Here is a 14,517-nt window from a genome sequence, read left to right as displayed (position 1 = left end):
TATGGGTAAAGAAAGAGCCATGAACAAAGACATCCCGGAAGTCTCAACAGCAAGTCGCATGCAGAAGGAAATTCTCGGCCTGGTCTGGCTGGCTCTGGGGATTTTTCTACTGATCTGCCTGCTCAGCTACAGCAACGACGATCCGTCTTTCAACAATAACCTCAACCCGGAGCGGATTCATAATCTGATCGGCGTGTTCGGCGCCCATCTGGCGGATCTGCTCTATCAGGCCTTCGGGCTGACCGCTCTGCTCTGGCCCCTGGGCTGCCTGCACCTGGCCTGGCGCTGGTTGAAATTCAGGGAAGTTCATTTCCGCACGACCAGGCTCATCGCCTTCCTGCTGCTGCAGATCTCCCTGGGCGGACTGCTAGCTCTCGACCTGTCTTCAGTCTCCGTCTTCGGCAGCCGGATCAATGAAGCCGGCGGCGCCATCGGCCGGGTGCTGGTCCAGTTGCTGGCACGTTATCTCAACCTGGGCGGGGCCGCTATCGTCCTGATCGTCTTTTTCCTGGTGGCACTGATCCTCTCCACCCGCTTTTCCCTGGTGCTGTTCATCGACGGGATTCTGGAGCGCTTTGGCAGACGCCTCGAACTGCGTCGCGAAGCCAGCAAAGCCCGCGCTGAGCTGCGCCAGAAAGAGAAAAAGCTGATCGAAATCAAAGCCCCGTCCATCAGCACCCCGGAACCGCGCCGGCTCATTGAGGCCAAACCCCAGAAAAGTAAAAAGCAAAGCCGGACCCAGAAAGAGGAAGAAAACCAGGTCGCCTTTGCCTTTCTGGAACCGAGTGGAACCTACCATCGACCGGGGATCGCCCTGTTGGAACATGACGGCGGAGAACAAAAACCCATCGACCGCGAAAGCCTGACCATGGCCGCCCGGATGCTGGAAAAGAAACTCCTCGATTTCGGCGTCGAAGGGGACGTGGTCGAAGTCAAACCCGGCCCGGTTGTCACCATGTACGAATTTGCCCCGGCTCCCGGGGTCAAGGTCAACAAGATCTCCAATCTGCAGGATGACCTGGCCATGGCTCTGCAAGCGGTCTCGATCCGCATTGTGGCGCCGATCCCCGGCCGCGGCGTGGTCGGTATCGAAATCCCCAACAAGGACCGCGAAACCGTCTACCTTAAGGAAATCATCGATTCGGAGGCCTTTCAGCGCAATGGCGGGAGACTGCCCATGGCGCTGGGCAAGGATATCTTCGGCCAAGTGGTTGTTTCGGACCTGGCCAAAATGCCGCACCTGCTGGTGGCCGGCTCGACCGGCAGCGGGAAATCCGTGTCCATCAACACCATGATCCTTTCGCTGCTGTATCGGGGAACCCCGGACGACGTGCGGCTGATCATGATCGATCCGAAGATGCTCGAGCTGTCCATTTACGAAGGCATTCCCCACCTGCTCCTGCCGGTGGTGACCAACCCGAAAAAAGCTGCCCTGGCCCTGGCCTGGGCGGTTCGGGAAATGGAACGTCGCTACCAGCTCATGGCCGATAAAGGGGTGCGGAATATCGACGGCTATAACCGCAAGCTTGCCAAAGAGTTGAAAGAAGCCGAAAACCTTCCCCCGGAACCGGATCCGGCCGAGGACATACTGGAACCGGGGCTGGAAGACATGGTCATTCCCGAAGCGGAACAGGAGCTCGACCATGGTCACCTGCCCTATATCGTCGTCATTGTCGACGAGTTGGCCGACCTGATGATGGTTGCCGGCCGGGAGATCGAAGAATCCATCGCCCGTCTGGCTCAAATGGCCCGGGCTGCCGGCATCCACCTGATCCTGGCCACCCAGCGACCCAGCGTCGATGTCATTACCGGTCTGATCAAAGCCAACTTCCCGACCCGGATCTCATTCAAGGTCTTCTCGCGTACCGATTCGCGTACCATCCTCGACTCCATGGGAGCCGAAGCCCTGCTTGGCATGGGCGACATGCTCTTTCTGCCGCCGGGGGTCGGCTACCTGCAACGCGTCCACGGGGCGTTTGTTTCGGAACTGGAAGTCCAGCGGGTGGTTGACTTTCTCTCCAAACAGGGGCAACCGGAATACGACAAATCGATTCTCCAGGCACCGCCCGCGGCAAACGGCGCCGAGGACGGCGAAGAAGAGTATGACGAGCGCTGGGACGAAGCGTTGAAAATTGTCACCGACACTCGCCAGGCGTCCATTTCCATGCTCCAGCGCCGCCTGCGGGTCGGTTACAACCGCGCCGCCAGAATGATCGAGCGCATGGAGACCGAAGGGATTGTCGGCCCCTCGGACGGCAGCGGTAAGCCCCGCGAAGTCCTGGCCAGAAAAATGGAATGAGCCTGACCACAGCCCGGAAAGGAGAAGCTTCCGGGCTGTTTTTTCAGCTGCCCAAAACAAAAGCCCCGTAACCGACTGCCCATTGTTCATTCATTTGCCGACTCCGTTAAACAGTTCACACCACCAATTATCCGCCACTCAACTCAGCTTCGCCCCTTTCAAAGTTGACAGAAAAGTTATATTTTTCAGCTGGTTAAAAATTACCTTTTGGTTAGATTTCTATTGCATCAGCCCCGTCCCTGATATACCCTCACTAATTATGTGATTTTATCTTCCATATATAAAGATGATCCAATACACCATATCCAGGCCGGGTTCCGGCTTTGCTTATTGATCTATTGCAAGATCACCGTTTGCCGCCGCTTTGGGATTACTTGAAAATCCTTGATGACTGCAACTTTTAACTGTATGGGAGAACCACGATGAGGAAACTCACTGGAATGCTGTTCGCTTGCCTGCTGCCCCTGCTCTGGGTCGGTAGCGCAGCTGCCACCGACCACTCTTTCATCGAAGGCCCGCTGAACAGCGGTCCGGAGGTGACCAAAGCCTGTCTTGAATGCCATCAGGACGCGGCTGATCACATCATGAAAACCAGCCATTGGACCTGGAGCATGGAGCAGGACTTTGCCGGCAAAAAAATCGACCGCGGCAAGATCAACTCCATCAATAATTTCTGTATCGCCGTTAAATCCAATGAGCCACGCTGCACCAGCTGTCATATCGGTTATGGCTGGAAAGACAGCAGTTTCGATTTGACCGATTCCTCCAAAGTTGACTGCCTTGTCTGTCATGACAGCACCGGCAGTTATAAGAAAACCCCCACGGATGCCGGGCTTCCCGCCGGGGAAGTCGATCTGCTTTACGTCGCCCGCAATGTCGGCAAGACCTCACGCCAGACCTGTGGCACCTGTCACTTCTTTGGCGGCGGCGGCGACGCCGTCAAACACGGGGATCTCGATTCGAGCATCGATTTCCCCACCCGCAACCTCGATGTCCACATGGCTGCTGACGGCAATAACTTCACCTGCGCCGGCTGTCATGAAACGAAGGACCATAACATCAGCGGTCAGGCCATGGTGGTCTCCCCCAAAGGACAGAACCATATCGGCTGCACCAGTTGTCATGGCGATAAGGTCCACAGTGAATCGATCCTCAATCAACATCTCGATACGGTTGCCTGCCAGACCTGCCATATCCCGACCTTTGCCAAAGAGGTTCCGACCAAAACCTCCTGGGACTGGTCCACGGCCGGCCAGGATATCAAAGGGGAAAAAGACCAGTACGGCAAACCGACCTATATGAAGAAAAAGGGCTCCTTCACCTGGGGCAAAAATATCGTCCCGACCTATGCCTGGTATAACGGCAGTGCCGGCGCCTATCAATTCGGCGACAAAATCAATCCCGCCACCACAACGGCACTGAACTACCCCATCGGCGAGCGAAGCGACCTGAAGGCCAAAATTTACCCGTTCAAGATCCATACGGGGAAACAGATCTACGATACGAAAAACATGTACTTTATTCCGCCCAAAGTGTTTGGCAAAGGCGGCTACTGGAAGACCTTCGACTGGAAGCAGGCGGCTGAGCAGGGAGCCAAAGCCAATGGTCTGAAGTTCAGCGGAGAATACGGGTTTGCCCCGACCATCATGTACTGGCGCATCAACCACATGGTCTCCCCCGCGGCCCAGGCTCTGGATTGCCTCGATTGTCACGGCGACAACGGCCGCCTGGACTGGGGCAAACTCGGCTACCAGGGAGACCCGCTGCAGAACCCCGAATTTGCCCGAACCCGGTAAGTCCAACCTCACACCGGGATAACGTCTTTGCCGGACGTTGTCCGCAACCTTGCAGGAGCACCCTGACGTTGGCCAGGGTGCTCCTCTTCATTTAAGCCCTTGTCGGACCGGCATGGGACAGCTATCATGGCAGCTCCAACATAAACCTGCGAAACAGCATTCCGGGACACAGAAGATGAGCGCGACCAAGACCAACACGACCAATCAAGGAACCCTGATCCCGGAAGCAAGCTACGACCTGCGCATCATGCAGGCATTGCGGCGGGTCATCCGCGCCATCGACCTGCACTCGCACAAGCTGACCACCCAGTACAAAATCACCGGGCCCCAGCTGAGTTGCCTGACCACCATCAGGGACGATGGTCCCATGACCAGCGCGAATCTGGCTAAAAAAGTTTATCTCAGCCCCAGTACGGTCGTTGGGATCATCGACCGCCTTGAAGAAAAGAATCTGGTCACCCGCAATCGGGACAGCAAGGACCGCCGCCAGGTGCATATCGCCATCACCCCAAGTGGAGCAGAGCTCATCGAAGCGGCCCCGTCCATGCTGCAGGAGACCCTCTCCGCAGCCTTGGGAGAGCTCTCTGAAATAGAGCAGGTCTCCATCACCCTCGCCCTTGAAAAGCTGGTCGATCTTATGGAAGCCCGTCATATCGGCGCGGCGCCGATCCTGGAAACAGGCCCCTTGACCGACAGATCAGCCTGAGTCCCCGGCCAAACCGCTCTTTTGCACTTGCCTTCCCGGCTCCCAACGCATAAGTGTTCAGATTGGAAACGAGAAATTTTTCGTTGTGGCAAGAAAATCAAGGGGTTGCGCGGAGGGGTAGTCCTTTACGCCGCACAAGAAAACCCGCAGATTGACACCGCCACAGCGGAAAAAGGCTGTTTCCGGATGAAAACTAACTATCCACCTCCACAACTCTCTCGATTTCCCGAACCGCAGGTTCTTGTTTCTTCCCGTTTGAACAGCTCCCGGCACAGCGGCTTCTCTGCCCAACTTGACAGATTGGTTTGTTTGCACTAAACTAATTCGTATTCGAATCATTTTATTACAAATATTTCTATCATCAATTTATTTCCATATAAACCATCCCCAATCGAAAGACGAAAGCATGAGACTCTTCTAAAAACAACAAATCATGTCCCCGGTATGGCTACCGCCCGACCCCGGCCGCACGCACCACTGCGGCGTCAACAGATTCAATGTCACCGATGTTCACAGCCAGCTACAGGCGACCAACCTTGTCTGCTGTTACCCTGAGGACTCTGTACAGGAGCTGAAAAGTAACCAATCATGACTCATTTTTCCAATGCCCAACAAAAAATAGCCGAACATTTAAGCAGCGAAGACCGCTTTGTCGCATCCAAATGGACCGACTGGCACTGGCAGCTGAAACATTCCATCACCAGGGTTGAAACCTTTGAAACCTTGCTGAATATCCGCCTCGATCCGCTGGAGCGCCGGAAGGTCGCCTTGACCTTGAAAAAATTTCCGTTGCGGGTCACCCCCTATTATCTGTCTCTTATTGATCGCAACGATTTCCGCAACGATCCGGTCTTCCGTCAGGCGTTCCCCGATCCCCAGGAACTGGAAATCGATAAATGCGATATGGCCGACCCCCTGGCTGAAGATAAAGACAGCCCCGCCCCGGGTATCACGCACCGCTACCCGGACCGGGTTCTGTTCCATGTCAGCAATGTCTGCGCCATGTATTGCCGCCACTGCACGCGCAAACGCAAGGTCGGCGATGTCGACTCGATCCCGGACCGGGAGCAACTGCGCGCCGGCCTCGAATACATTCAAAATGCCCCTGAGGTGCGTGATGTGCTGCTCTCTGGCGGCGACCCGCTGATGCTCAACGACGCCTACCTGGACTGGATTCTCACCGAACTGCGCAAGATCGAACATGTTCAGGTGATTCGCATCGGTTCAAGAATGCCGGTGGTGCTGCCCTACCGGATCACTGATGAACTGGTTGCCATGCTGAAAAAGCACCACCCGGTCTGGCTGAACACCCATTTCAATCACCCTCGGGAGATGACCAAATCAGCGCGGCTTGCCCTGCGCAAGCTGGCGGATGCAGGAATTCCCCTTGGCAATCAGTCCGTGCTGCTGGCCGGGGTCAACGACTGCCAGCGAATTATCAAATCGCTGGTCCATAAACTGGTCGCCAACCGGGTCCGCCCTTACTACCTTTATCAATGCGACCTGTCCGAAGGGCTCTCGCACTTCCGTACCCCGGTGGGGAAAGGGATCGAAATCATGGAAGGGCTGATCGGCCATACCAGCGGGTTCTCGGTGCCAACCTATGTCATTGATGCCCCCGGCGGCGGCGGTAAAATCCCCTTGAATCCCAACTATCTGATCTCACTGTCGACCAACAAGGTCGTGCTACGCAATTACGAAGGGGTGATTACCACCTACCAGGAACCGAATAGCTACGAAACCAAGTTCTGCGATCGCAACTGCGAACGCTGTGATCTGCAATTGAAACTTGATGAGGGGCAGGAAAAAGACGCCACCGGCATTGAAAAACTGCTTTCGGACTTTGACGAGGCAATCAGTCTGACCCCGGCCGGGAACCAGAGATTGGAGCGCCGTGATGAGTCATGACCTGATTGAGCAGATCGGCCGTTCCGAAGTGCAGCATGGCCCGGCCAGCAACCGGGTTTACCTGATGAAGCTCGACCGCCGCGATTTCCCGGAAATCGTTTCGGAGATCGCGGATCTGGCTGATCAAAACGACTATTCGAAAGCCTTTGTCAAGGTTCCGGCTTACGCCAGGGCGGGCTTTGAACAGAACGGCTACCGGGTTGAAGCCAAGATTCCCGGTTTCTACCGAGGCAGGGATGACGCATACTTCATGGCCCGCTATTTTGACCCGGACCGCAGCAAAGACCCGGCCGCCGAGCAGGTCCGCCAGGTCCTCGCTGCCGCCCGGCACAAGGCAGGCTCCACGGTTGGCGTAACCTTGCCGCCGGACTGCGACTGCCGCACAACAACGCCCGCAGACAGTGAAGAGATGGCCCGCCTCTACCGCAAGGTGTTTGCCAGCTATCCTTTCGCAATTCACAATCCGGACTATCTTGCCGACACCATGGCTGCCAATCTGCACTACATCGGCATCTGGCACACCGGGCAGCTGGTGGCCCTGGCCTCAGCCGAAATGGATGAACAAGGGAGCAATGCCGAGTTGACCGATTTTGCCACCCTCCCGGAGTGGCGCGGCTGCGGGCTGGCCAACCATCTTCTCCAACAATTGGAACACGAGATGGCACAAATCGGGATCACAACCTGTTACACCATTGCCCGGGCGACATCCTACGGAATGAATATCTGCTTTGCCGCAAACGGCTATCGTTTCAGCGGCACCCTGATCAGAAATACCCAGATATCCGGCGGTCTGGAAAGCATGAATGTCTGGTACAAACACTTACCCTGACCAATAACCCGACAGAGACGGAGAACATTCTATGGAAATCCGAGTTTTTGATGGTGACATCAACAAAGCCGTCAAAGTCTTGAAACGGAAACTGCAGCAAGACGGTCTGTTCAGAGAAATACGCAATCGTAAATTTTATGAAAAGCCCAGCATCAAACGGCGCCGCAAGGCCAAGGAATCGCAGCGCCGCCTGCGAAAAAAAATGAAAAGACTGGCCAATCGTTGAGGAGTCGCGGACCGACCCGTGCCAATCCGAACAGCAACGAGTCGTCTCGGGGGGGAGACCCTCTTGCACTGTCATCATGGCATGACAACATGATCCTGGGCCCATCATGGGGCAGCAGTTAAGACGCCGCGCGACAGGGACGCGAAAACACCTGGGTCTGCTCTTGCGGCAAGACCATTAATCAGGCCGATCACTTTTGCCGTTCAAAGCCACAGTTCGCGAACCACTGACCAAAGATTTTCAGCTGAAGGAGGAATAAATATGTTTATGCAAAATATGTACTTACAATTAAAAAATAAGTTGTCAAACCCAGGAGCACTGATCCTGCTCGGTTTTACCCTGCTCTTCATTCAGGCGGGGCCTGCCCAGGCCGGCCCTTTGATGGACAGAATCGACGCCGGCAAGACCATTCGTATCGGTTTTGCAAATGAAGTTCCCTGGGCCTATCCCGGTGAAAACAACAAGCCGCTCGGCTTTGTCAATGCCTACACGTTGGGCGTGCTCAAGGAGATGGGTTACACCAATATCGAGCCGGTCGTCACTGAATGGGGCGGCCTGATTCCGGGTTTAAAAGCCAATCGTTTCGATATCATCACCGGCGGTATGTATATTCTCAACAGTCGTTGTCAAAACATCGCATTCTCCGAACCAATGGGGAAATTCGGCGACGCTTTCATCGTTGCCAAAGGGAACCCCAAAGGAATACAGAATTACCAGGACATCAAAAACAAAAATGCCATGCTGGTCACCGGTGCCGGCTATAACACCATTGAAGCGGCCAAAAAAGAAGGCGTTGCCGAAAATAACATCATGACGGTCCCCGGCCCCACCGAAATTCTCGCTGCTGTCAAAGCGGGCCGGGCCGATGCGGGGGGCATGACCTATTTTACCGCGTTGAATCTGGCCAAAGAATCCGGAAATGCCGTGGATGTCACCAATCCCTCGGCCTTGCCTGAGTGGACCCTGGCTTACGTTGGCATTGGCTTTCGCGAAGCGGATCGCGACTTCCTGAAAAGGTTCAATGCAGCCCAGAAAAAATATCTCGGTTCGGCAAAAATGCTGAAAACGGTTGAACAATACGGATACACCAAAAATCAACTCCCCGGTGAAGTCACAACCGCCTGGGTTTGTAAAAACCGCTGAGACGGAACCTGCTGCGGGTATTGTTTCAATACCCGCAGCGTTATTTCAGGCAACAATTGAAGTCACTTTTCTACCGGAAGCTGTACTCTTTTTTTGTGGTCGACTCTTCCACATTCCGCGCGAAATCCGGCCGCCAGAAGAACTGCAGGGCTCTCAATCACCACGGAACAATCCTGTCGAGAGCAAGTGGCTACACGGGTTGCCTTTCATCATTAAGGGCATATCCTGAAGTTTTGTTTTTATAAAGACAACACCAGGGATATCAGAATCATGACCTATCAAAAATTCATTATTGACTATGGCCCCCGCCTGCTCGACGGCTCGGTAACGACCGTTCTCCAGACCATACTGGCTTCCCTGGTTGCCATTGCAATTGCCTTGGCGGCCGGTCTGATGCGTCTTTCCAGCAATCGACTGATTTACGGGACGGCCACGACCTATATCGAAATATTTCGCGGCACCTCACTCCTGGTACAACTTTACTGGATCTTTTTTGTCCTCCCCCTGTTTGGCCTGACCTTGGACAAATTCACCGCCGGATTTTTGGCGGTGGGCATGAATCTTGGCGCCTATGGTGCCGAGTTGGTCCGTGGCGGAATTCTTTCCGTACCACGAGGACAATGGGAAGCGGCTCTGGCCCTGAACATGTCGCCGCGACAACGCATGCTTCGCATCATCTTTCCACAAGCTCTCCTTAATATGCTGCCGCCATGGGGCAACCTGCTGATTGAACTGCTTAAAGGAACCGCTCTGGTGTCTTTGATTTCGGTCTCTGACCTGATGTTCGAAGCCAAACAGATCAATGGCTCGACGTTCCTGTCGGCGCAAGTTTTCGGCACCGCGCTGGTGATTTACTATCTGCTGGCACGGGGGTTGCTGACCCCGTTCATGAGATGGCTTGAACGCGTTATGAAGCGGAAGCTCGGAAAGGTGTGATCCATGTTTGACTGGAAATGGGATTTTGTCTGGAATATTTTTCCCCGCTTGCTGGAAGCAACGGGCAACACCTTACTGGCTGCCGGGTTCGGCTATGGAATCGCTGTTGTCCTGGGCCTGATTTTTGCCCTTTCCCAAAGGACGCGCTTTCATTTTTTGACCCTGACGGTGCGTGAGTTGGTCGAATTCATCCGCTCAACCCCGTTGGTCCTACAAATTTTCTTTGTCTTCTATGTCGGACCGCAATTCGGCCTGCGCCTCTCCCCCTGGTCGGCAGGAATGATTGCCATCGGCCTGCATTACGCTTCCTACTTGTCGGAAGTCTATCGGGCCGGTATTGATGCGGTCCCCAAAGGTCAATGGGAGGCCGCCGTGTCTCTGAATTTAAGTCCGCTTCGGACATATAAGAAAATCATTCTTCCGCAGGCCATCCCCCCGGCCTTTGCCGGCATGGGCAACTACTTGGTCGGCATTTTCAAAGATACTCCGATGCTTTCGGTCATCGGTGTTGCAGAACTGATGCATACGGCCAATTCCATCGGGTCGGAGAGCTACCGATTTCTGGAACCCTATACCCTGGTCGGGATTATCTTTCTGGCGATATCCCTGCCGACCGCCTCTCTGCTGCGCAGAGCGGAAACTCATATACGCCAAAAACTCGGATTGAGGACATCATGACTCCCCAGCAAAAAATAGCATATCCCTTACACTTGAACGGTACTGACGCCCCCATGGTCCGCTTTCACAACGTGACCAAACGCTACGGAGACCTCGTTGTCCTCGACTCCCTCCAACTTGATGTTGCCGAGGGTGAAATGGTCACGATTATCGGGCCATCCGGTTCGGGCAAGACAACGGTCCTGCGCATGCTGATGACCTTGGAAAAGATTGATGGCGGTGTCATTTACGTTGATGGCGAGCCGCTGACTCACATGGAAAAAAACGGGGCGCTGGTTCGTGCCGATAAAAGATACCTGCGCCGTCAGCGTGCCAACATTGGCATGTGCTTTCAACATTTCAACCTGTTCCCTCATATGACCGCGCTGGAAAATTGCATTGAAGCCCCGATCCAAGTCCTAGGGCTTAAGAAAAAAGCGGCCACAGAACGCGCCGAAGAACTTCTCGACATGGTCGGCATGCTTGAAAAGGCTCATGAACACCCTTCGCGATTATCCGGGGGACAACAGCAACGGGTCGCCATTGCCCGGTCCCTTGCCATGCGCCCAAAAGTGATGTTGTTTGATGAAGTGACTTCGGCACTTGACCCCGAAGTGATCGGAGAGGTGACCCAGGTCATTCGCAAACTGGTTGACAAGCACAACCTGACCATGTTGATGGTGACCCATCAGATGGGGTTCGCCAGGGAAATTTCCGACCGGGTCTGCTTTTTCTACGATGGCAGCATCGAGGAACAAGGGACTCCGGACCAACTTTTTGACAACCCACAGAAAGAACGAACTCAGCAATTCCTCAGCGCAGTATTTGAAGCCGGTTAAGTGATTGATAAACTATCCCTAAATAAAGTAAAATAATGTTTTACTGTTGTTGCATAATGTATCGCCTCTGTTAAAAATCAAACTGACACCCAATAAAGATTGATCAATTCGACTTAATTCTCCCCCATATCACCTCCCAATCATTTTATTGGGATCGCCTTATTTGTGTTGCTATTGTTCAGGAATTTCCAGTCCCGGAATCCTGAGATTACAAATAAACTGGAATAAGGAGGTCGTTTATGGTGAAGAAAATGGGTCGTCTTTTCCTTGGAATGCTCCTAGTCACAACCCTGGTCAGTCCTGCCCTTGCGGAACTGACCCCAAAGCAGCAGTTAGGCAAAACCCTTTATTTCGATGAGATGCTCTCCTGGAATGCCAATCAGGCCTGTGCCAGCTGCCACTTTCCACCAGGCTTTGCTGATCCGCGTAATGCTGCGGACCCGATCAATGCACCGGTTTCGGAAGGCTCTGTGCCAGGTCTTTTTGGTGGCAGGAATGCGCCGAGTTCCGCGTACGCAGCGTTCAGCCCGTTTTTCCATTGGGATGCCGTCAATGGCTTGTTTGTCGGCGGACAGTTTTGGGACGGCCGCGAGAACAACCTGACCGGGCAGGCGATGGGACCGTTTTTGAACCCGGTAGAAATGGCCATGCCGGATAAGGCAAGTGTCTTACAAGCATTGACCAGCCATCCCAATTTGGCGACAGTAAACCCCAACGCCGCCACTTATCAAACCGGCTTCCTGGCCGTCTTCGGGGTGGACCTCAGCACACTTGATCCGACCAATCGCATTGAAGTGGACGCCGTTTATGAGATGCTGGCCGACGCCATTGCCGCTTTTGAAAAATCCTACGAACTCAATCAGTTCACGTCGAAATATGACGCCTGGCTGGCCGGCTTGTACGTGATGACCAAGCAGGAAGAAAAAGGGCTGAAAATTTTTACCGGCAAAGCAAAGTGCAACCTCTGTCATCTCAGCACGCCAACATTGGCGCCGGACGGGATCACGCCACAGCCGCCGTTATTCACCGATTTTACTTACGACAACCTGGGGATCCCGAAAAATCCGCTGCTGGCCGCTAATCCCACCGATTACGGCTTGGGCGGGCTGCCGAATATTGCCGCTTACGATCCGCTCACCATGACGGATGGCGCTGTTGTTTCCGCGACGAATGCCGGCAAGTTCAAAGTCATGACCCTCCGCAATATCGCGCTGACTGCGCCTTATGGCCACAACGGCTATTTTGCGACTTTGAAAGACATCATCCACTTCTATAATACAGCCGGAATCCCGGGGATGTGGCCCGCTCCGGAAGTGGCCCTGAACGTCAATCGTGCGGAATTGGGCGACCTACGCTTAACCAATGAGCAGGAAAACGATTTGGTGGCCTTTTTACAGACCTTGAGCGACGGCTTTCTACCGGCACCATTGACGGCTCCGGTGCCCTATCCGCCGTTCCCGTAATCTGGACATAACCGTAGCTTTGAATGCCCCGGCCGCAACCGGGGCATTCATTTGGAGCGGAATAGCTCGGCGCGGCTCACCTCGTCAGCAGTGGCACCCCGATCAAAACCCCGTGCAGCCAGACCACAAACAGGGCGTAAATGACCAGACCGGCCAGCACGCTGAAAACATCGTTCATTTTGCGGGGTGGCGCTGTCGGCAGCGACCGTTGGGTCCGGTGGCCCATGGAACGGAGATCTAGCCAGGCCCAGACCAGGAAAGCGCCGAACAGCAGCAGGTCGGCACTGCTGCCGTTGGCCAGCAGGTGGGCAGCGGCCCAAAGCAGCGTTGCCAGCAACATCGGGTGCCCGACCCGCTGGCGGATTCGACCTGGGAAATAAGTCGCCAGGAGCAAAGGAAAAACCGGCAGCAGCAGGACCATGGCCAGATGTCGCAACCATGGCAGCGGGACATAAACCGCAGCCGCGCCAGGCCGGGCAGCCGCATAACCGAGGACGATGAGGACCAGGCCGACCAGACTGAGCAGGGAATAGAGCCCTTTCCATGGCCATTCCCCCAGGCTGGCAGCAACATTGTTTCGCCAGGGTTCGTTGATCATTGAAACACTGTGGACGGCGAAAAAGATCACCAATCCGCCAAGCAAAATCCCCATGAGTAGCCCTCTTGCCGTTGGCAGGTTGTTGTTGGTCAGTGCTCGAAACGTTGCAGCGGCAATTCTGTCACCCCGTGGTTGGCCCGGCCCTTGGCATCGATAATCTCCCATTCGGCCCGCAGCAGCGTGCCTTCGGGATAGGCACGGGGATGTTCAGGATGCACCACCACCGCCATATCGAACGCCGAAGTAAAATACTCGCCGGCCACTTTTTCTCCGTTCACCTTGAACAGGGCGAAATGCCTGACCTTGACGGGTCGATCAAAACTGACGCTAAGCTCCGTGCTGTAAGCGGCGCCGGGTTCCCACATCCCGCCGATCAGCAGCACCGTCGGTGGCTGGACCGGAACGATTCGCCCCGGAACATGGCGAAACCCTTCCGGTGGCATCCCGGCCGCGGGTTTGCCGTTGAGCAGGATACGAACAGCGCTCAACTCTGGAAATTGCATGGCGGTTTCCGTCAGCATGGCGAAGAGCGCGGTCTGCTCCTCTCTCGGCAGGACCCGCTCTGTAGTGACGGTGAGGGTCACAACAGCGGCGGACTCGGCCCCCACGCCGATGGAGACTCCGTCAAGAGCAGGCTGGTACAACGGACTGTCCGGCGGCAGAATCAGATCCTTTCCGTTCAGCCGCCCGATAATCTGCCGGAGCTGATTTTTTTCATCATACAGAAAAAACGGCAGCGCACTGACCCGGCTGGGGTCGCTGCGCAAAGGCAGGTAGCCGACCCGGGCCAAAGCCCGGCCTGTTTCCACGGCTGGCGGGGGACCAAAATTATCCAGGTAAGCCTGGTCGGCCTCGACACTTCCGGCCGCACGCGCTTCGCCCTGCTGCTGCCAGCCAAGCGGAATCAGCAAACCCATCAGGACAACAGCCAGGGTAACGGAATATCTCATCGCGTGCTCCTCACTGAAAAGGCCTTCTTTTGCTCTACTATATCACACCGGCGCCCCAATCACGGACAGCAGGGCCCGCTTGCGGCAAAGTCTCCTTGACTTGAACTCTCCGCTGTGTTCAATATGAACCATTAAAGAACTTTATGAACATTTTACAAATACTGAAC

13 protein-coding genes are annotated in these 14,517 nt (G+C 54.9%); 11 read left to right on the top strand and 2 right to left on the bottom strand.

Annotation, left to right across the window (positions count from 1 at the left end; all coding sequences use genetic code 11):
• The first annotated feature begins 19 nt into the window (after positions 1-19).
• The 11 genes from N909_RS0113060 (at position 20) to N909_RS0113010 (ending at position 12,802) form a co-directional block, all read left to right on the top strand.
• Entirely contained in the window at positions 20-2,299 is a 2,280-nt protein-coding gene (locus N909_RS0113060) for a DNA translocase FtsK (RefSeq protein WP_029915802.1), read from the top strand.
• A 440-nt stretch (positions 2,300-2,739) separates the two neighbouring features.
• Complete coding sequence (locus N909_RS0113055; protein ID WP_425415853.1) at positions 2,740-4,095, top strand: tetrathionate reductase family octaheme c-type cytochrome; 1,356 nt, start codon at positions 2,740-2,742, stop codon at positions 4,093-4,095.
• A 175-nt stretch (positions 4,096-4,270) separates the two neighbouring features.
• Entirely contained in the window at positions 4,271-4,801 is a 531-nt protein-coding gene (locus tag N909_RS0113050) for a MarR family winged helix-turn-helix transcriptional regulator (RefSeq protein WP_051689744.1), read from the top strand.
• A 588-nt stretch (positions 4,802-5,389) separates the two neighbouring features.
• Positions 5,390-6,709, top strand: coding sequence for a lysine 2,3-aminomutase (kamA, locus tag N909_RS0113045; RefSeq protein WP_029915795.1), 1,320 nt, complete (start codon positions 5,390-5,392; stop codon positions 6,707-6,709).
• Complete coding sequence (ablB, locus tag N909_RS0113040) at positions 6,699-7,538, top strand: putative beta-lysine N-acetyltransferase (RefSeq protein ID WP_029915793.1); 840 nt, start codon at positions 6,699-6,701, stop codon at positions 7,536-7,538. Before kamA ends, ablB begins: the two co-directional genes overlap by 11 nt.
• A 31-nt stretch (positions 7,539-7,569) precedes the next feature.
• Positions 7,570-7,764: a 30S ribosomal protein S21 gene (rpsU, locus tag N909_RS0113035; protein ID WP_029915791.1), complete on the top strand. Its 195-nt coding sequence runs from the start codon at positions 7,570-7,572 to the stop codon at positions 7,762-7,764.
• 261 nt (positions 7,765-8,025) lie between these two features.
• A complete protein-coding gene (locus N909_RS0113030) occupies positions 8,026-8,907 on the top strand; it encodes a transporter substrate-binding domain-containing protein (protein WP_211253951.1) in 882 nt (293 codons plus the stop codon).
• 270 nt (positions 8,908-9,177) lie between these two features.
• Positions 9,178-9,843 carry an ectoine/hydroxyectoine ABC transporter permease subunit EhuC gene (gene ehuC / locus N909_RS0113025; protein ID WP_029915786.1) on the top strand — a complete coding sequence of 222 codons (666 nt, stop codon included), beginning with the start codon at positions 9,178-9,180 and terminating at the stop codon, positions 9,841-9,843.
• A gap of 3 nt (positions 9,844-9,846) precedes the next feature.
• Positions 9,847-10,521, top strand: a complete 675-nt coding sequence (gene ehuD / locus N909_RS0113020) for an ectoine/hydroxyectoine ABC transporter permease subunit EhuD (RefSeq protein ID WP_029915783.1) — start codon at positions 9,847-9,849, stop codon at positions 10,519-10,521.
• Positions 10,518-11,339: an ectoine/hydroxyectoine ABC transporter ATP-binding protein EhuA gene (gene ehuA / locus N909_RS0113015; RefSeq protein WP_029915781.1), complete on the top strand. Its 822-nt coding sequence runs from the start codon at positions 10,518-10,520 to the stop codon at positions 11,337-11,339. The genes ehuD and ehuA overlap by 4 nt, the downstream gene beginning before the upstream one ends.
• Positions 11,340-11,578: 239 nt before the next feature.
• Positions 11,579-12,802, top strand: coding sequence for a cytochrome-c peroxidase (locus tag N909_RS0113010; RefSeq protein ID WP_051689743.1), 1,224 nt, complete (start codon positions 11,579-11,581; stop codon positions 12,800-12,802).
• A 76-nt stretch (positions 12,803-12,878) separates the two neighbouring features.
• On the opposite strand, the gene N909_RS0113005 is transcribed toward N909_RS0113010, so the two are convergent.
• Entirely contained in the window at positions 12,879-13,454 is a 576-nt protein-coding gene (locus tag N909_RS0113005) for an NnrU family protein (RefSeq protein WP_029915777.1), read from the bottom strand.
• 35 nt (positions 13,455-13,489) lie between these two features.
• Positions 13,490-14,350 carry a GerMN domain-containing protein gene (locus N909_RS0113000; RefSeq protein WP_029915775.1) on the bottom strand — a complete coding sequence of 287 codons (861 nt, stop codon included), beginning with the start codon at positions 14,348-14,350 and terminating at the stop codon, positions 13,490-13,492.
• Positions 14,351-14,517 lie beyond the last annotated feature (167 nt).

Origin of the sequence: Pelobacter seleniigenes DSM 18267 (assembly GCF_000711225.1) — a bacterium.
Taxonomy (GTDB): Bacteria; Desulfobacterota; Desulfuromonadia; order Desulfuromonadales; family Geopsychrobacteraceae; genus Seleniibacterium; species Seleniibacterium seleniigenes.
The sequence above is the reverse complement of the archived record's forward strand: the minus strand, read 5'-3'. Positions and strand labels throughout refer to the sequence as shown.

What these genes read in the sequence shown, in the direction of transcription:
- N909_RS0113060 (WP_029915802.1), top strand. Translation starts at nt 20, where the DNA reads ATGAACAAAGACATCCCGGAAGTCTCAACAGCAAGTCGCATGCAGAAG.
- N909_RS0113055 (WP_425415853.1), top strand. Translation starts at nt 2,740, where the DNA reads ATGCTGTTCGCTTGCCTGCTGCCCCTGCTCTGGGTCGGTAGCGCAGCT.
- N909_RS0113050 (WP_051689744.1), top strand. Translation starts at nt 4,271, where the DNA reads ATGAGCGCGACCAAGACCAACACGACCAATCAAGGAACCCTGATCCCG.
- kamA (WP_029915795.1), top strand. Translation starts at nt 5,390, where the DNA reads ATGACTCATTTTTCCAATGCCCAACAAAAAATAGCCGAACATTTAAGC.
- ablB (WP_029915793.1), top strand. Translation starts at nt 6,699, where the DNA reads ATGAGTCATGACCTGATTGAGCAGATCGGCCGTTCCGAAGTGCAGCAT.
- rpsU (WP_029915791.1), top strand. Translation starts at nt 7,570, where the DNA reads ATGGAAATCCGAGTTTTTGATGGTGACATCAACAAAGCCGTCAAAGTC.
- N909_RS0113030 (WP_211253951.1), top strand. Translation starts at nt 8,026, where the DNA reads ATGTTTATGCAAAATATGTACTTACAATTAAAAAATAAGTTGTCAAAC.
- ehuC (WP_029915786.1), top strand. Translation starts at nt 9,178, where the DNA reads ATGACCTATCAAAAATTCATTATTGACTATGGCCCCCGCCTGCTCGAC.
- ehuD (WP_029915783.1), top strand. Translation starts at nt 9,847, where the DNA reads ATGTTTGACTGGAAATGGGATTTTGTCTGGAATATTTTTCCCCGCTTG.
- ehuA (WP_029915781.1), top strand. Translation starts at nt 10,518, where the DNA reads ATGACTCCCCAGCAAAAAATAGCATATCCCTTACACTTGAACGGTACT.
- N909_RS0113010 (WP_051689743.1), top strand. Translation starts at nt 11,579, where the DNA reads ATGGTGAAGAAAATGGGTCGTCTTTTCCTTGGAATGCTCCTAGTCACA.
- N909_RS0113005 (WP_029915777.1), bottom strand. Translation starts at nt 13,454, where the DNA reads ATGGGGATTTTGCTTGGCGGATTGGTGATCTTTTTCGCCGTCCACAGT.
- N909_RS0113000 (WP_029915775.1), bottom strand. Translation starts at nt 14,350, where the DNA reads ATGAGATATTCCGTTACCCTGGCTGTTGTCCTGATGGGTTTGCTGATT.